At 64.8% G+C, this 15,716-nt stretch carries 16 protein-coding genes; 2 read left to right on the top strand and 14 right to left on the bottom strand.

The window, feature by feature from the left end:
• Positions 1 to 13 precede the first annotated feature (13 nt).
• The 6 genes from pdxK to B3098_RS21215 all read right to left on the bottom strand — a co-directional run bounded on the left by pdxK (position 14) and on the right by B3098_RS21215 (position 4,381).
• Positions 14 to 877, bottom strand: a complete 864-nt coding sequence (pdxK, locus tag B3098_RS21240; RefSeq protein WP_286898815.1) for a pyridoxine/pyridoxal/pyridoxamine kinase — start codon at positions 875 to 877, stop codon at positions 14 to 16.
• A 31-nt stretch (positions 878 to 908) separates the two neighbouring features.
• Complete coding sequence (locus tag B3098_RS21235) at positions 909 to 1,274, bottom strand: cupin domain-containing protein (RefSeq protein ID WP_175185756.1); 366 nt, start codon at positions 1,272 to 1,274, stop codon at positions 909 to 911.
• 45 nt (positions 1,275 to 1,319) lie between these two features.
• On the bottom strand, positions 1,320 to 1,874 hold the full coding sequence (locus B3098_RS21230; protein ID WP_056563890.1) for a helix-turn-helix domain-containing protein: 555 nt from the start codon (positions 1,872 to 1,874) through the stop codon (positions 1,320 to 1,322).
• Positions 1,875 to 1,952: 78 nt separating this feature from the next.
• Entirely contained in the window at positions 1,953 to 2,735 is a 783-nt protein-coding gene (locus B3098_RS21225; protein ID WP_279974874.1) for an aldolase, read from the bottom strand.
• A 10-nt stretch (positions 2,736 to 2,745) separates the two neighbouring features.
• Positions 2,746 to 3,390, bottom strand: coding sequence for a glutathione S-transferase family protein (locus tag B3098_RS21220; RefSeq protein ID WP_286898814.1), 645 nt, complete (start codon positions 3,388 to 3,390; stop codon positions 2,746 to 2,748).
• A 28-nt stretch (positions 3,391 to 3,418) separates the two neighbouring features.
• Positions 3,419 to 4,381, bottom strand: coding sequence for a Bug family tripartite tricarboxylate transporter substrate binding protein (locus B3098_RS21215; protein ID WP_286898813.1), 963 nt, complete (start codon positions 4,379 to 4,381; stop codon positions 3,419 to 3,421).
• Positions 4,382 to 4,614: 233 nt separating this feature from the next.
• On the opposite strand from B3098_RS21215, the gene B3098_RS21210 reads away from it, so the two are divergent.
• Positions 4,615 to 5,448 (top strand): PhzF family phenazine biosynthesis protein, encoded by an 834-nt coding sequence (locus tag B3098_RS21210; protein ID WP_286898811.1) that lies wholly within the window; start codon positions 4,615 to 4,617, stop codon positions 5,446 to 5,448.
• A gap of 58 nt (positions 5,449 to 5,506) precedes the next feature.
• On the opposite strand, the gene B3098_RS21205 is transcribed toward B3098_RS21210, so the two are convergent.
• From B3098_RS21205 to B3098_RS21175, 7 genes are all read right to left on the bottom strand, one after another.
• Positions 5,507 to 6,736: an MFS transporter gene (locus B3098_RS21205; RefSeq protein ID WP_286898810.1), complete on the bottom strand. Its 1,230-nt coding sequence runs from the start codon at positions 6,734 to 6,736 to the stop codon at positions 5,507 to 5,509.
• Positions 6,737 to 6,877: 141 nt separating this feature from the next.
• Positions 6,878 to 8,089: a PepSY-associated TM helix domain-containing protein gene (locus B3098_RS21200; protein WP_286898809.1), complete on the bottom strand. Its 1,212-nt coding sequence runs from the start codon at positions 8,087 to 8,089 to the stop codon at positions 6,878 to 6,880.
• A gap of 6 nt (positions 8,090 to 8,095) precedes the next feature.
• On the bottom strand, positions 8,096 to 10,627 hold the full coding sequence (locus B3098_RS21195) for a TonB-dependent siderophore receptor (protein WP_286898808.1): 2,532 nt from the start codon (positions 10,625 to 10,627) through the stop codon (positions 8,096 to 8,098).
• Between the two features lie 64 nt (positions 10,628 to 10,691).
• Positions 10,692 to 11,684: a FecR family protein gene (locus tag B3098_RS21190; RefSeq protein ID WP_286898806.1), complete on the bottom strand. Its 993-nt coding sequence runs from the start codon at positions 11,682 to 11,684 to the stop codon at positions 10,692 to 10,694.
• Positions 11,672 to 12,193 (bottom strand): sigma-70 family RNA polymerase sigma factor, encoded by a 522-nt coding sequence (locus B3098_RS21185; RefSeq protein ID WP_286898804.1) that lies wholly within the window; start codon positions 12,191 to 12,193, stop codon positions 11,672 to 11,674. The genes B3098_RS21190 and B3098_RS21185 overlap by 13 nt, the downstream gene beginning before the upstream one ends.
• 280 nt (positions 12,194 to 12,473) lie before the next feature.
• Positions 12,474 to 13,058: a lysozyme inhibitor LprI family protein gene (locus B3098_RS21180; RefSeq protein ID WP_286898803.1), complete on the bottom strand. Its 585-nt coding sequence runs from the start codon at positions 13,056 to 13,058 to the stop codon at positions 12,474 to 12,476.
• Between the two features lie 215 nt (positions 13,059 to 13,273).
• On the bottom strand, positions 13,274 to 13,711 hold the full coding sequence (locus B3098_RS21175) for a rhodanese-like domain-containing protein (RefSeq protein WP_286898802.1): 438 nt from the start codon (positions 13,709 to 13,711) through the stop codon (positions 13,274 to 13,276).
• 124 nt (positions 13,712 to 13,835) lie between these two features.
• On the opposite strand from B3098_RS21175, the gene ftrA reads away from it, so the two are divergent.
• Entirely contained in the window at positions 13,836 to 14,804 is a 969-nt protein-coding gene (gene ftrA, locus B3098_RS21170; protein ID WP_286898800.1) for a transcriptional regulator FtrA, read from the top strand.
• Positions 14,805 to 14,837: 33 nt separating this feature from the next.
• Here ftrA and B3098_RS21165 read toward each other — a convergent pair whose 3' ends face one another.
• Positions 14,838 to 15,575 carry a hypothetical protein gene (locus B3098_RS21165; RefSeq protein WP_286898799.1) on the bottom strand — a complete coding sequence of 246 codons (738 nt, stop codon included), beginning with the start codon at positions 15,573 to 15,575 and terminating at the stop codon, positions 14,838 to 14,840.
• Between the last annotated feature and the right edge of the window lie 141 nt (positions 15,576 to 15,716).

Genomic DNA, 15,716 nt, shown 5'->3' with positions numbered 1-15,716 from the left:
GTCCCGCCTGTCGCTAGCTTTCGGCGGCCAGCTCTTCCCAGCCCAGTTCGCGGGTGCGCTCCAGCGTCACCGTGACCTGGGCCGCCGCTTCGCGCACCGCCTCGATGAGGTCCAGCCCGTTCAGCAGCCGCGACGCGACGCCCGCCATGAACACGTCGCCCGTACCATGCACCGATGGCGGAATGGCGATCTCCGGGTGCGTGACCACCGTGGCGTCATCCCGCGTCACGGCCACCAATTGCAGTGTGCCGGGCGCGGCGGCCATCGGCGCGGCGCTGGTCACGACGATCCAGGTCGGCCCGCGCGCGATGAGTTCGCGCGCCGCGGCCACCACCTCGTCCACCGACGACAGCGCCCGGCCAACCAGCAATTCCAGCTCGAAATGATTGGGCGTCATGCCCTCGGCCAACGGCACCAGCAAATCGCGGTATTGCGCGACCAGCCCTTCATTGACGTAGAGCCCGTCGTTGCGGTCACCCATGACCGGATCGATGAACACGCGCAGCTCCGGACGCGCCGCGCGCACGTCCTTCAGCCATTGCGCCAGCAAGTTCGCCTGGCCCGGCTGCCCCAGATACCCGCAGACCACCGCGCGCGCCACCTGGCTCACGCGCCGTTCGTTCAACCCCTGCAGCAAGCCTTCGAACCAATCCAGCGGCACGGCCCCGCCATGCAGCGTGGGATAGTGCGGCGTGTTGCTCAGAATGACGGTGGGCAGTGCAATCGCGCGCAGCCCCGCCTTGCGGAACACCGGCATCGCGGCGTTGTTGCCGACATAGCCGTAGACGACCTGGGACTGGATCGAGACGACGTCCACCTGCGCGGTGCGGGCGGGCAGCGCTGCGCCCGGCGCGGGGGCAGCGGGAATTGCGGTCATGAGGATGGCTCCTGGGTACAGGCCGGCAGCTTCAGGCCATGCGGGTAATGAAATAGATCTTCTTGACGAACTCGTCCACTTCCCAGCGGCCGGTGTAGCCCTCAGGCATGACGAAGGCCTCGCCCACCGTCAGCTCATGCACCGTGCCGTCCGGGTCCACCAGGCGTGCCGCGCCTTCGACGATGTAGCCGAACTCGATGTAGCCGGTGGTGTTGGACTGGAACGATCCGGCCGTGCTTTCCCACACGCCGGCTTCCGCCTTGCCGGCGTTGCCTTCAAACGCGGTCACAGTACGGAAGGCGGCATCGCCCGAGATCGGACGGCGCGGCTTGCCGGGCACGGGGTTCTTCATCGGGCCGGCATCGATGCGGACGAGCCGCGATTGATCGTTTTTCATGGTTGTTCCTGTGTCATTCATGGATTCGATACGCCGCCCGCGCGCTCAGTGCGCCGCCACCACGAGCACTTCGGCCATCGCACGGCTGACAGTGCGCATGCGGTGCGGCAGTTCGGAGTCGAAATAGACGGAGTCGCCGGTTTCCAGGCGGAACTGGCGTTCGCCCACGTGGACTTCGATGGCGCCTTTGAGCACCAGCAGGAATTCCTCGCCCGGGTGGGGGAACACGGCCGCGGCGTCCGGAAATTCGCGCGGCGGATGGACGACGAACGGCTCCATCGCCTTGACCTTGCGGCGGCCGGCCAGCGACTCGTAATGATATTCGCTGCCCAGGCCACGGCGTTGCAGGGCTTCGCGGTCGGCAACCCGGACCACGCTGACCACTTCATCCTGCGCGGCGTCGTCCGCGCCCACCAGTTGTGACACGCCCACGCCATAGGCCTCTGCCAGGCGCAGCACCGTCGAGATCGAGGGCTCGCTCAGGCCCCGCTCCAGCTTCGAGAGGTAGCTCTTGGTCAATCCCGTGCGCTGCGCAAGCTGTTCCAGGGACAGGCTTTGCTGGCGGCGCAAGGTGCGTAGGCGGTGCGGCAGGTCGATCATGGGGCGGAAAGGCGCAAATACAACCGGCAAGAATGCCCCAAAAGGGCGTCGCCGTCGAGCGGCCCCGCCCCGCCCTCGTCAGCTCAGCACGTCGGCGTGCTTCCGCAGCGCCCGGCGCGCGTAGTACGAAAACCCCACCTGCGACCGCTTGGGCGTCAGGATCCAGTCGTGCGCCTCGTGCCCCAGTTCGGGCGGAATCGGCTGGATCTTGCCGGCGGCCATGGCCAGCAGCTGCATGCGCGCCGCGCGCTCGAACTGCAGCGCCAGCACGCAGGCCTCTTCCACCGTCCCGGCCGCGATCAGCATGCCGTGGTGCGACAGCAGGATGGCGCGCTTGTCGCCCAGCGCCTTGGAAATGATCACGCCTTCCTCGTTGCCCACCGGCACGCCGGGCCAGTCCTTCAGAAAGGCCACGTCGCCGTAAAGCGGACAGTTGTCCATGTGCGAGACCTCCAGCGGGACCTCCAGCATCGACAGCGACGCCACGTGCAGCGGATGCGTGTGGATGATGCAGTTAACGTCGGGACGCGCGCGGTAGATCCAGGAATGGAATCGGTTCGCCGGATTCGGCATGCCGCCGCCTTCCTGCACCACGAGGTCTTCATCGACCAGCAGCAGATTGCTGGCCGTGATCTCGTCAAAGCCCAGACCCAGGCGCTGTGTGAAATAGCGGTTGGGTTCGGGCGCGCGCGCGGTGATCTGGCCCGCCAGGCCCGAATCGTGCCCGCCGTCGAAAAGGATGCGGCAGGTCAGCGCCAGCCGCTCGCGCAACGTCCATTGCGGCGTCTCGAACTGGCGCTGCATTTCCGCCTGCGCGCGCGCGATCAGTTCGTCTTTTCCCAAGTGCATCGTATCGGCCATCATGTCTCCGTCATGCCGTTTCGATCAACGGCGTAAATCCCGGCAATGCGCGCATGCGCGCCAGCCAGGCTGTAATGTGCGCAAAGCCGGACAGGTCATAACCGCCCTCTTCAGCCATGCTCGTGTAAGGGTACAGCGCGATATCCGCGATGGTCGGCGCTGTGCCCACCAGGTAGTCACGGCCCGCCAGGTGAGCGTCCATCAGCGCGGCGGCCTTCATGCCGGTGACGCGCCACGCCACCATGTCCGGATCGTCTTTTTTAGCGGTCTGGCGCAGGTGGATCAAGAGGCGCGGCTGCGCGAAGGCGTGCATGTGCTGGGTCTGCTCGAAGCTCAGCCAACTCGACACCTGCGCTTGTGGCAGCCGGCCTTCGGGCAGCCAGGACGTCCCTTTTCCCAGATACCAGAGAATGGCTTGCGACTCCGCCAGCCACTGCCCCTCCGGCGTCAACAACGCGGGCACCTGCCGCCAAGGATTGATGCGCGCGAACGCTTCGGTTTCCAGGTCGCCCTGGACGATGTCGAACGTGCGCCGCTTGACCGGCAGGCCCATCAGCCCGCAGGCCAGCCGGATCTTCCAGGCGTTGCCCGATCGCAGCGTATCCGCCAGCTCCAGCGGCTTGCCCGCCAGCGGGTGAGTCACCCCATTGTTCATATAAGGCTCCCTTTCATATGCGCGTTGCCTAATCCATTTTGATATTGGCGCGCTTCACGATTTCGGCCCACTTGGTCTTTTCGCCGCCAATGAAGCGCTGGTACTCGTCGGGGGTTCCCGTGTACAGCTGCGTGCCCTGCGCGGCCAGCCGCTCCTTCAGCTCAGGCGACGCCAGCGTCTTCTGCAAAGCTGCATTCAACGCGGCCAACACGTCAGGCGGCGTACCCGCCGGCGCAAAGAAGGCGTTCCACGAGCTGATCCGCAGGCCCGCATCGCCCGCCTCGGTGCTGGCCGGCACAGCGGGGGCAGACGGCAACCGCTTGTCGGACGCCACGGCCAACGCACGCAATTTGCCCGACGCCACGTGCGGCATGATGACCGGACTGGCGTCCATCACCACATCCACTTGCTCGCCGATCGCCGCATTCACGGCCTCGCTGCCGCTCTTGAACGGCACGTGGACAATGTCGACGCCCGCCGTCAGCTTCAGCAACTCCAACCCCAGATGCGGCGAACTCGCGTTGCCCGCCGAGCCGAAGTTCAGCTTGGCCGGATTGGCCTTGGCATATTTGACGAATTCGGCGAACGACGCCGCAGGCACCCCCGATCGCACGGCCAGCAGGTACGGCGATCCGGACACCATGCCCACCGGCGCAAACTTGTCCGCGTCGTAACTGAGCTTGCTGTAGATCAGCGGATTCACGACCTGCGTGCCCACCGTCCCCATGAAGATCGTGTAGCCATCGGCCGGCGCCGTGGCCGCCACCTGCGCCGCGATCACGCCACCCGCGCCGGGCCGGTTCTCGATCACGATCCCCTGCCCCAACACGTCCCCCATTCCCTTGCCCACCTGCCGGGCAACGATATCCGTGATGCCGCCGGCGCCAAACGGCACCACTAACCGGATCGGGCGGTCAGGAAACGCGGCCTGCGCGCCTCCGGACATAGCTGCTGTTGTCGCCAGTGCGGCCACCAAGCTCAAGACCTTCATGCCATTCCCCTTGTGTGCGCCGTCGCGGCGCTATGACACAAAGTGTCCTATAGATCATTGATTTTCCGCAAGGGAAATTGGATTAGGGAAATCCTTACTGATTGAAGAGGAAATCCGTACGACGCTCGGCTCGAGGTCAGGCATCGCGATGGCTACACTGACTGGCCTGGCTCGACATCCTTATTCTTGCCCCCTAGACACAACTGCCCCACCGAGACAAAAGAGAAAGCCTCATGCACATTCACCGGATCGCTGCATTCACCAGCCAGGGCCAAGGCGGAAATCCCGCCGGCGTCGTTCTTGCCGATCAACTCCCCTCGCCCGACGAAATGCAAAGGGTGGCGGCCGAGGTCGGCTATTCGGAAACGGTCTTCTCTTGTCCAAACGGCGATGGTTCGTGGCGGACCCGGTACTACTCGCCTGAAGCCGAAGTCGCCTTTTGCGGGCATGCGACCATCGCGCTAGGCGCGGTGCTTGGGCAGACCGTGGGGCCGGCCCGGTATCCGCTGGCCCTGGCAAACGCCCAAATCGAAGTGTCGGCTGAAATCCAGGATGGCGAATGGGTAAGCGTGCTGCGCTCGCCGCCGACGCGCAGCGCACTCGCCAGCCCCGGGTTGTTAGCCGAGGCGCTCGAACTCTTCGGCTACGCAATGGACGACCTGGATCCCACGCTCGCGCCCTGCATGGCCAACGCGGGGATCGACCACTTGATTGTCCCGCTGGTTTCACGCGCCGCATTGGCGCGCATGAACTACGACCTCGACCACGGACGGCGGTTCATGCAAGCCCATCGCATCGGAACCATCGCGTTCGTGTTCAGCGAGAGCGATACCCTGTTCCACGCGCGCAACGCGTTTGCCATTGGCGACGTCCTGGAGGACCCGGCAACCGGCGCAGCCGCTGCGGCTTTTGCCGGAATGCTGCGCGACCTGGGCCGGAAAGAACATGGCGAAATCGTCATCCTGCAAGGCGAGGACATGGGCATGCCCTGCCGAATCGAAGTGGCGTTCACGGGGGAGCCGGGATCCCCGGTGAATGTGCAAGGCAAGTCGTCGGCAATCGGCTAGGCGCGCGGGCCGACCGGTCGCGGGACGAATAAATCCGTCACCGCGTTCAGCACGATGTTCAAGAAGGCGCTGGGGAAGTACGCCCGTCCCGGGGCAAGAAAAACAGCACCAGCAACGAGCATGCACCGGCGCAAAGGAACGCGATATCGTACCTACCGCTGAACGCCACCGTGGCCGCGAAAGCAGCGGGCGCCACGATGTTCACCAAACTGACCAATATCGAGGCCCCCGCAGCCGTTTCTGCGATCTGGTGGGCAGGCGAGCGGCGGGCGACCTCCGCAATTTGCACACCGTTCCAGCTTGCCGCAGAACACCCCGCGACCAAGGCTAGAACCATGAGAGACCAGAGCGGCCATTGCGGGGTGGTAAATCCCAAGAGGATTGTCGTGCCTGCCGAGAACAGGGCAGCAATCGATAAACTTCCGGTAGCCGACCCCAAGCGGTCAGAAAGCCAACCCAACGCAATCCTGCCGACGACTCCTCCTACCTGCATCACGGCAAATACCGCTCCCGCCAGGCTCAATGAAAAGCCCAGCCGGTCCACCAGGTAAACCACCGTGAACGCGAACCAGCAGCTCTGGGATACGGCAAACAGGCTGCCCACAATCGACATCTTCAACAAGCCGCGATTGCTTCTCAGCGACGCCAACGGCACGCTGAGCATGCGTAACGAGTGCAGCGTAGGCATCATGGACGGCCGCCGCTTCTTCGCCGAGCCCTTCACATCCAGGATCCCGCTCAATCGCCAGGTCAGCGCGGTTGGCACCAAAACAATCACCGCACAGACAACGAGGGCCAGGCGCCACCCGACTAGGGCGATGACTACCGGAATACACAGCCCCGCGATCATTCCGCCCAGTGGCACACCCGCCTGCTTGACCGAGAACATGAGATTGCGCATCTCCGGCGGCGAGAATCTCTGCAGCACCTCACTTCCGGCCGGGTTCGCGGCCCCGTTGCTCATCCCCATGGCAAAACAGGCCACCAGGGCCACGGCCATGCTCGGATAATAGAAAAGCGCCATGCTTGCCGTTCCCACAACCAGAGCAAGCTGCAAGCTGCGCGTGCCTCCAATTTGCCGAAGCATGGACGAGCCGACAACGAGAATCATCAGGCCGCCTAGCGCGTTGCTCGCAGTCAGGTAGCCGATGGAACTCCCGCTCCATCCGAACTCTTCGGACATTGCAGTCGCAACGATCGGGATAAGGCGTGAAAGAAACGCGGAGACAGTCTGTAGCGTGAAAATGGCCACGACAGGCATGACCCACGCGGTAGAAGATCTCTTCATGGCGGCAGGACTCAAAGGGGTGACGAGGGTGATCCCTCGTTGAAGCCAAGCGAAATGATACCGACTGCGGCCTGACTCGCTGCCGGCACCTGGGCATCACCGCTGCGGAGCCGTCTCTAGCTGGCGATTCCGACCTGCCTCTCAGAGGCCGCCCTGGCCCCGCCCTCCCGCACCCCGGCGCGCCTTGCGCCGCACGCGCCACACCAGAAAACCCGTCACGCACAACAACGCCACCACCAGCCCCGTCACCGCGACCAGCACCTGGCCGGGCCAGCCGAGGATGCGGCCGGTGTGCAGCGGGTACTGCCAGATCAGGAACCGATCGCCAGCCGTACCGCTGTCGTATCCCGTCATGCCGCGCAGCAAGCCGGTCTGATCGTCGATAAAAATCTGTTCATAGCGCAGGCGCAGCGCGCGCTCGCGCATGCCGTCTTCCTTGAAGGCGATGCGATAAACGCCTTTGTCCGGCAGATGGCTGGCGTACCAGGGCAGGAAGCCGAGAGCCGCTGGGGGCAGATGCTCGCGTGCGCGCGCAATCGCCGCCTGGATGCCGTACGCGGGCGGCGGTCGCGTTCCGGCATGTCGGGGCAGGCTTTGGACGGGATGCGGCGTGATCGGGGAAAACAGCCTGACGGCCGGCCGGAAGATCTCGTTGCCCAGATTGAAGTACACGCCCGAGCCCGCGAGCACGATAGCCGCGGCCAGCGTCCAAAGTCCGCCCGCACGGTGCAGATCAAAGGTGAGCCGCTGCCGGGAGGCGCCGCGTTTGATCTGCCACGCGGGCTTCCACTTCTGCCAGAACGTCCCCCTTCCCTGGACCCACCCCGGCAAGGTGAGCCACGCACCAATCAGCGACGCGAGCAACCAGACAAGCGCCAGGCCGCCCACCAGCCACATGCCCCATGGCGCAGGCAAAAGGAACGTGCGGTGCAGCTGGTTCATCCACCCCATAAGATGCGGCAGGTCCATGCGCCACGCGCCCCACTGGCGCTGCCCCAGCACCGCGCCCGTCGCGGGGTCGACGAACAGACGGTTGAACGCCAGTGAGGCGGACGCGCCCTCGGCCGACGGCCTGCGCGCCGCGACCGTAAGCTCGACGGCGTCGCCCGGGCGCGTATCGAGCGGCAGCAGTGCAACGCGCAGGCGCGGGTCGGCCGCTTCCACGCGCGCGATCAAGACGTCGGGCGGCAGCGCCACGCCTTGCCGTGGAGGAGTGAACAGCTGGGGGTTGAGCCAGCGGTCGAGCTCGTGCTGAAACGCCAAGACACTGCCGGTCACGGCGTTGACCAGCAGCAGCAGGAGCATGGTCAGGCCCAAATAACGATGAACCTGGACCCAGGCCTTGCGCGCCATGGCGGCTTACCAGCGGTGCGTATACGTCATGCTGAGCACTGCGCCCGCCGCAGGCAGGCGGCTGTTGTTGTTGCCGCTGCGCAGCAGTTGGCTGTAGAGCGGCAGGTATTGGCGATTGAAGAGGTTCTGCACGCTGAACGTGAACCAGTTCTGCTTGTCGAGATCGTAACGGGCCATCACATCGACGGTCAGGTAGCTTTTCACGTCGGCGCGCGCGAATTGCGTACGGCCATCAGAGAGGCGATAGTCGCGCGCGCCGAAGTAAGTCAGCTCCGCGCGCGTGCGCCAGCGCTCGCTGGGCTGGTATTGCGCGTAGGCGGTGAGCTTCAGGGGCGGAATGCGATAGCCCGTCATGATGCGCGTATCGCTCGCGCCCGGCGCCTTCTCCTTCCCGTACATCCACGTGAACGTGCCGCCCACGGCCAAGACGTCGTCATCGAAGTAGTGGTCCACGGTAGCTTCGACACCGTGGATGCGTTCGCGCGTCCGCGTGAGCGTGAGGCCGTTGTTGAAGGACTGCACCGCGCCAAGGTCGGAGTCGGAGCGGAACACGGCCAGCGAGGCGGCGGTGCTGGCAAAGCGTCCGCGCCAGCCGAGTTCGTAGTTGTTGGTCTTGACTGCCTGGAGCTCTGACGAGTTTATGTCGAAGCCCGCACGCGCATTGCGCAGTTGCAGGCCCACGTCAGGAAGGTCAAAACCCTGGCTGAACGAGGCGTACAGCTCATGATTGTCGGTGGGCTGGAACATCACCCCCGCGTTGTACATGAACGCGTCGTAGCTGATGCGCCCGCCTTCCACGGTGGCGGGCCGGGCCAGGCGCGACTGCGACAACGGCTGGAAATCATCGAACCAGGCGCTCGACCGCTCGTAACGCACGCCCGCCTCTGCCGACCACCGTTCATTGAAGCGGTGTTGAAGCTGCGTGAAGATACCGACGCTGCGCGTGGTGGTCCAGGGCAGATAGGTATTCGTGCCGATGCGCCGGAATTGCAGGCCGCCGCTCACGTCATAGATCTGCGGGTCGAACACGTCCAGGGGCATTTCACTGCGCTCCTGGATGAAGTCCGCCCCCCAGCTGAGCGCGGTATCGCCCGAAGCGGTCAACGGCGTGTCGATGGTAAGGCGGCCGCCAAAGATCTTGTTGTTCTGCATGACCTGGTCGACGTTGTTGCCGCGATTCACGTTGGCGCGCGAGTCCGATGGCGCGAAACGCGTGCTGCTGTCGCGGGCATAGGCCAGCGCCGAGAGGCTGCTGCCCCAAAGATCCCGGTGGTCGTAGCTCAGACTGACCAGCTTGTTCTCGACCTCGTTCTGGCGCGCGAGATCCAGGCCCCTGATGGCGCGGGCATTGGTCGAGCCGAGCGGCGTGCGGGACACGGCAGGATCGCTGGCGTAGTCCGTATCCTGCCGGGCGCGCAGGTAACTGGCGGCCAGTTGCACGCGCTGATTGGCGTCGATGCGAAAGCCCAGCTTGCCACCGATGCTGTAGGTGTTGGAGTCAAACAGATCGCCCTGGCTGGCATCCGGCGCGATGCGGTCACCATGCGCATCGTACGAGCCGCCGATGCGGCGGTACGAGAGATCCAGTTCGTAATCGACCCGGTCCTTGCTACCCGAGAAAAAGTGCTGCACCTGACCGCCCATCCCCGCTGCGCCCGGATTCGACAGCGACATGTCCATGCCGACCTTCGTCTCGGCGATGGGCTCGCCACCCGGCTGGCGAGTGGTGATCGAAATGATGCCGCCGGTGGCGCCGCTGCCGTAGATGGCGTTGCTGCCGCGCACGACTTCGATACGTTCGATGCGCCCCGGATCGACGTTGACCAGGTTGCGCGAGGAGTCGCGATTCGTGTTCATGGGAATGCCGTCCACGAGAATCAGCGCGTTCCGGCCACGCAGCGTCTGACCGAAATCGGTCAGGTTCCGGCTTGAATCCGACATGCCAGGCACCGCCTTGGTCAGCATCGTGGCCAGATTGGGCGAGTTGTCGCGCAAGTCGTCGAGCGTTTCGCCCTCGATCACGGTGACCGAGCGGGTGGGCGCCATCAGGTTGCTGGCAAGACGGTCGGTGCTCACCGAGACGACCGGCAGGGTTTGGACCTCGGGCGCGGCAGCGTCCGGGCGATTGGGCAAGCGCTGGATCGAGATGGCGCCGCTCGCGAGGCTGATCGCCTGCAGATCAGATCCCGCCAGAACGCGTTGCACGGCTTCGAATGCGGTCATGCGGCCGGAGACTGCGGGGGCCTGACGGCCAACGAGCAGCGCCGGGTCGGCGGCAATACTGCGTCCCCCCAACTGGCCGATGCGGGTAAGGCTCCCGGTCAAGGGGCCGGCGGGCAGGTTCAGGTCGATCCGGGCACCGGCTGCCGCAGCACCGGCTGCCGCAGCATCGGCTGCCGCAGCATCGGCTGCCGCAGCACCGGCCGCCGCAGCATCCGCCGCCACTGCGCTGAGGGGAAAGGTCAGCGGGGCTGCGGCGCAGGCCAGCCAACCGGCGACGGCCAGAGGCCGCAGGGGCGCTATAAATCGGTATGGCATGAAAGCTTCTCCAGGTTTCGTTTCACCCTTGTTGTGGAGCGAGAACGAAAAACCCCTCACCGATTCACGTATTTTTTTCGGGCACGTCGATCGAGATAAGCCATCCGAGCCGGCGGGACCGCAAGCCGAGGCTCGCCGACACCGCCTGGACGGCCTGCTCAGGATCATCAAGGGCGAACACGCCGAAGACCGGAAGGAGGCGTGCCGATGGCGCCACGCGCAGGACACCCACGTAGTACGCCTGCAATGCCTGGACCACGTCTTCGAGCGGGGCATTGTCGACGCTGAGCATGCCGGTTTGCCAGCTGGCCAGTGCCGTGGGATCGCCGGACAAGGGTTGCAGCCCCCTCCGGGTCAGCCGGACGCCTTGGCTGGATTGCAGCGTGGCCTGGCTACCGTCCGCGGCGGACACGCTTACCGGGCCGTCCAGCGCCACGACCCGAACGGAATCGCCGTGATGAGCCGCCATGACGCGCCCGCTGGCTGACCGCAGCGTGCCGTAGGAAGTGCCGATCGCCAGAGCCGACGCCGCGTGCGCGTGCACCCGCGCAATCAAGCCTCCCGCTCTGAGCGAGATTTGCCGGTGTGCTCCGGAGAAATCAAGGTCCACGGCTGAGCGCGCGTCGAGCATCACGTGGCTGCCGTCGGGGAGGTCGAAGCTGCGGCGTTCGCCCGTGCCCGTGCTCAGATCGGCCAGCATCTGACTGATTGGCCGCGCACGATCCAGCGCCATCAGACCCCCACCTGCCGTGCCTGCCAACACCAGCGCGCCGCGCAGCATTTGCCGCCGGCGCTTGTGCAGGAGCGCCTTGCGCGCCGCGAGCAACTGGCCATGCGACGGCCCATTGAGTTCCTGCACGACCGTGATCGGTTGCTGCAGCACGCCCGTCACGCGGCGCCACGCCTGGGCGTGGCGGGGATCGGCATCATGCCACCGTTCAAACGCGTCGCGGTCGGCGGCCGACATGCGGCCGGCTTCCAGGCTTACCTGCCAATCGACCGCCGCCTCCAACATCGTCGAGTCGGGCTGGCGCTCGTCATCTGTCAGGGTTCGCATGCCAGGCACTGCAAGAGCGCGCGCTTCATATAGCGCTCGACGGTGGCGAGCGACACCCCCAGCACCTGCGCAATCTCGGGATAGCGCATGCCATCGAGCCTGCTGTACAGGAACGCCGTCTTGACAGGAACCGGCAGTTGATCAAGCGCCCGATCTATGCGCTCGATCGCTTCAAGCAACTGGGCACGCTGCTCGGCCGAGAGCGCCACGGCCTCAGGCACTGCCATCAGGGATTGCAGATAGGCGCGCTCCAGATCCTGCCGCCGCCATAGATGAAACAGCACGCGCTTGGCGATCGTGGAGAGAAACGCACGTGGTTCGCGTAGATGCGGCGCGTCACCCGACTCCGCCAACTGCACGAACGTCTCGGCCGCGACGTCTTCCGCGTCGGCACGGTTGTGCAGGCGCGCACACAAACGGCCCAGAAGCCAGGGCTGATGGTCTCGGTACAAGGACGCTAGAAGCGAACCGTGCGGGGCGGTCGGGGGCGAGGAAACGGAGGGCGTCATCAGAGCAAGCGGGGATCATTCCGCGCCGGAACAGACGAGCCCCGGCCAAATCGTAATGTAAATAAGAGCCATTCCTGATAAATCTTACCCTGAAATGGCTTCTATTTCCGGCTGGTGCGTGAGATGAAGTTGAGGTTTCTGCGCTCAGGAAGGCAGGAAGCTCGTAGCGGCGAAGGCAACGCTGCCGATGTCCGCAGTGGAAGGCGCCGCGTGTTGGCGATAATCTTGTGCGGGTATGGCGCTTGCGCCTCAACCCGCAGACATGCATTTCGGCTATCGCTCAGCGTATCGGGAAGAACGTGCCGGCCAAGGTTCCATTCGCGCCGCAATAAGGCGGACCCGATGCACCCGCGCCGGGCGGCTGTTCCTCCACGACCAAGGCATCGCCCTGGCGCTTCAGGTTCAGTATCCAGCCCTTGGTGTCGACGCTCTTGACCTGCAGGCGCTCGCCCTTGGCCTTGCCGGAAGCCTCTACATTGCACGACCAGCTTCCGGTGCGCGGCTTGTCGGCGGATCCTTCATACAGGATGTCGCCGTCGGGCTTCTTCCAGAGCGTGATCTCGCCCGAGATGTTGCGCCATCTGCCGGTAAAGCCCTTGCGTTCAGCCAAATCCAGCGAGGCAAGGAACGCGTCCCGGTGTTTCATGCGGGTCGCGATCTCCTCGACTGGCTTGTCTTTGTCGAACGGCTGCTCGAAGGCATCGTCGCGCACCTTGGTGAAATCGCGCTGGTCGCGCAACAGCGCTTCGGCCGTGACGGCGTCCAGGGATTTACGCGCCTCGTTGTAGCGCTTGGCGATGCTCGCATCGAGCGCCGCAAGTTGCGGGTTCGCGCAGATGGCCTTTTCTGCGCCCGTGCGCGCCATGGCGCAGTCGAACGAAGGCGAAGCCTGCGGCGCCGCCGTGGCGGACAGGGAGAGAGCGCACAGCGCAGCGGCGCAGGCGGCGGGGAGCAAGTTTTTTGTCGGCATAGTGCCGTGGATGATAGCGAGAATTCAGGAGGGTAGGGTCAAAATGATCCTTGCCCTGACTGGCGCGAAACGATACCTCCGGTCCCCACGAAAGGTGCGGGATTTCAAGGCTATTTGCGCTCAGATCCTTCACCGCCCTGCCCGTCATCAATTCCCGCAAGCGGCAAACGCTCGTCGAGCCATCCCGTGATCCCGCCGCGCATCACCTTTACCGGTCGCCCCAACTGAGCAAGCCGTATCGCGCCCCGTGTCGCGCCATTGCAATGCGGACCTGCGCAGTACGTCACGAACAGCGTGTCCACGGGATAGCTCGCCAATTTCGACTCGACTATCTTTCCGTGCGGCAGATTCACCGCGCCCGGCACATGGCCCTGCGCGAACAGCGTGGGACTACGCACGTCCAGCAGCACAAAACCGGGTGAGCCGCTGGCGAACGCGCCGGCGACATCGGAACAATCGGTCTCGAATTGCAGTTCTGCTCGAAAGTGGGCGAGCGCGGATGCGCTGTCGGCGGCGGGGATGACGGTGACGGCGTTGGGGGTCGGCATGGTTGAACTCTGTGTGAATGGGCCAAAGAAGCGATGCTGGAAGATCGATCCAGGAGCCTCATTCTGACGGCGGAACGCGCGCCGGATAAGTGGCGTAAATGACAATTACCGGTAACATCACGCCATGGAAAAACACCTTGTCGTCGCGCTGGCTTATGACCGGCTGTGCACTTTCGAATTCGGCTGTGTGACCGAGCTGTTTGCGCTCGAGCGTCCCGAGCTCGACGTCGATTGGTATCGCTTCGCGGTCTGCGCAGTCGAGCCCGGCCCGCTGCGCGCGGCAGGCGGCATCACCGTGGCGGCGCCCTACTCGCTCAAGCTGCTCGATCGGGCGGATACGATCGTGGTGCCTGGCTGGCGCGATGCGGACGAGTTGCCGCCTGCGCCCTTGCTGAAAAAGCTCCGGATGGCGTACCAGCGCGGTGCGCGGCTCTGTTCGATTTGTTCAGGTGTGTTCGTGCTGGCGGCGGCGGGCGTCCTTGATGGAAAGACCGTCACCACGCACTGGCGATACGCCGCCAAGCTGCAGCAGCGCTACCCGCAAGTGCGCGTTCAGCCGGACGCGCTGTATGTCGATGAAGGGCAGCTCATCACATCGGCGGGCTCGGCAGCCGGTCTGGACATGTTGCTCCACCTGGTGCGACGCGATTATGGGGGGGCCGTGGCAAATCGGGTGGCGCAACGGCTCGTGGTGGCTCCGCACCGGGAAGGCGGGCAGGCGCAATTTGTGCCGCGCCCCATGCCGCACGATGAAATCGGGCGATTGGCCAAGCTGATGGACTGGATGCGCCTGCATCCCGCTTTGCCCCACACCCTGCGATCACTGGCAGAGCGTGCCGCCATGAGCCCGCGCACGTTGCAACGGCAGTTTCAAGACGCCACGGGAATGGCGCCGTATGAATGGCTGGTCCGCGAACGCGTGGCCGTGGCGCGTGACATGCTGGAGGCCAGAACGCCGTTGCCGATTGGCCGCATCGCCGAACTCGCCGGGTTCGGCTCCGAGGAGTCCATGCGCAGGCACTTCCGGCGCATCGTGATGACGAGTCCGGCCGCTTACCGCGATAAGTTCGGCAACGGCGCGCAGGCGTTTTGACGAGACCCGCTCAAGTCGTGGCAGCCGTCCGCCTCACCAGCGGATCTTATACGGATCGTCCCCCAACCCCCATACACCGTTTTTCCGTTCCAGCATGATGTGCCGGGTCTGCCACTCGTCAGGCTGATCCCTCGAAGCAAAGCCGCTTATCTGGGGATAGAACGCGGGGTCCGCTGCCCAATCCGCCGTGGCGCGATCCAGCCGCCATTCGAACTTCACCGCCGACACCGCGTTGGGGTTGTCGTCGAACGGATTCTTGCCCGGCTTGGAGTAGTCCAGGATCTTGCCGACCTGCAGGCCAGGGGCGCAGAACTTCGCGGTATAGACCAGCTTGGAAGCGAGGCGGACCTCGCCATCGGTGTAGTACGCACGGCCCTTTTCGGTCAGCGCCATGTGGCTGGTGGCGTCGTCGGGATCCTCATCCGGTTTTGGAGGTGAACCATCGCCGTCAGCACTGACGCGCTTGACCGTGATGAGTCCGTGTTTGATCAGCCCTTGCACGACCTTGTCCTGTTCTTCCAGGAAGACCGTGTAGACATCGGTCGGCAAGGGCCGCACACCCACCACATTGACGCAGGCGCTGCCTGGGGCATTGGTGGGCGTTTCCATGGCGGCGACCAGGATCTTGCGTATCTTGCTTTCGGTCAGGCCTGGACCCAGCGGGGATTCCTTCCAGGCATAAAACCCCACGGCTGCCGCGATGGCCAGACCCAAGGCCCAGGCCTTGCGCGGAATCCGGCGGCGTTTGGTCGTGCGCTGCTGCTGATTCATTCCCTTCCTTGCGGCTGGTGGACTCGCGATAATACCGCGCAGCGCAAGGGGCCTGCGAGCCCCGGGAGGCGACCTCAGGCGATTGCCGGCCCAGGGCATCTGCCATCGAAGCCACAGACCCGCACGAGTCACCGTCATCCT

It is taken from the genome of Achromobacter sp. UBA2119, assembly GCF_002331005.1.
Lineage (GTDB): Bacteria > Pseudomonadota > Gammaproteobacteria > Burkholderiales > Burkholderiaceae_B > Achromobacter > Achromobacter animicus.
The sequence above is the reverse complement of the archived record's forward strand: the minus strand, read 5'-3'. Positions and strand labels throughout refer to the sequence as shown.

Excerpts from the sequence above, each read along its gene's own strand:
- ftrA (WP_286898800.1), top strand. The coding sequence starts at position 13,836 with ATGGAAAAACACCTTGTCGTCGCGCTGGCTTATGACCGGCTGTGCACT.
- B3098_RS21230 (WP_056563890.1), bottom strand. The coding sequence starts at position 1,874 with ATGATCGACCTGCCGCACCGCCTACGCACCTTGCGCCGCCAGCAAAGC.
- B3098_RS21205 (WP_286898810.1), bottom strand. The coding sequence starts at position 6,736 with ATGAAGAGATCTTCTACCGCGTGGGTCATGCCTGTCGTGGCCATTTTC.
- B3098_RS21190 (WP_286898806.1), bottom strand. The coding sequence starts at position 11,684 with ATGCGAACCCTGACAGATGACGAGCGCCAGCCCGACTCGACGATGTTG.
- pdxK (WP_286898815.1), bottom strand. The coding sequence starts at position 877 with ATGACCGCAATTCCCGCTGCCCCCGCGCCGGGCGCAGCGCTGCCCGCC.
- B3098_RS21235 (WP_175185756.1), bottom strand. The coding sequence starts at position 1,274 with ATGAAAAACGATCAATCGCGGCTCGTCCGCATCGATGCCGGCCCGATG.
- B3098_RS21210 (WP_286898811.1), top strand. The coding sequence starts at position 4,615 with ATGCACATTCACCGGATCGCTGCATTCACCAGCCAGGGCCAAGGCGGA.
- B3098_RS21180 (WP_286898803.1), bottom strand. The coding sequence starts at position 13,058 with ATGGCGCGCACGGGCGCAGAAAAGGCCATCTGCGCGAACCCGCAACTT.
- B3098_RS21200 (WP_286898809.1), bottom strand. The coding sequence starts at position 8,089 with ATGGCGCGCAAGGCCTGGGTCCAGGTTCATCGTTATTTGGGCCTGACC.
- B3098_RS21220 (WP_286898814.1), bottom strand. The coding sequence starts at position 3,390 with ATGAACAATGGGGTGACTCACCCGCTGGCGGGCAAGCCGCTGGAGCTG.
- B3098_RS21175 (WP_286898802.1), bottom strand. The coding sequence starts at position 13,711 with ATGCCGACCCCCAACGCCGTCACCGTCATCCCCGCCGCCGACAGCGCA.
- B3098_RS21195 (WP_286898808.1), bottom strand. The coding sequence starts at position 10,627 with ATGCCATACCGATTTATAGCGCCCCTGCGGCCTCTGGCCGTCGCCGGT.
- B3098_RS21225 (WP_279974874.1), bottom strand. The coding sequence starts at position 2,735 with ATGGCCGATACGATGCACTTGGGAAAAGACGAACTGATCGCGCGCGCG.
- B3098_RS21215 (WP_286898813.1), bottom strand. The coding sequence starts at position 4,381 with ATGAAGGTCTTGAGCTTGGTGGCCGCACTGGCGACAACAGCAGCTATG.
- B3098_RS21165 (WP_286898799.1), bottom strand. The coding sequence starts at position 15,575 with ATGAATCAGCAGCAGCGCACGACCAAACGCCGCCGGATTCCGCGCAAG.
- B3098_RS21185 (WP_286898804.1), bottom strand. The coding sequence starts at position 12,193 with ATGACGCCCTCCGTTTCCTCGCCCCCGACCGCCCCGCACGGTTCGCTT.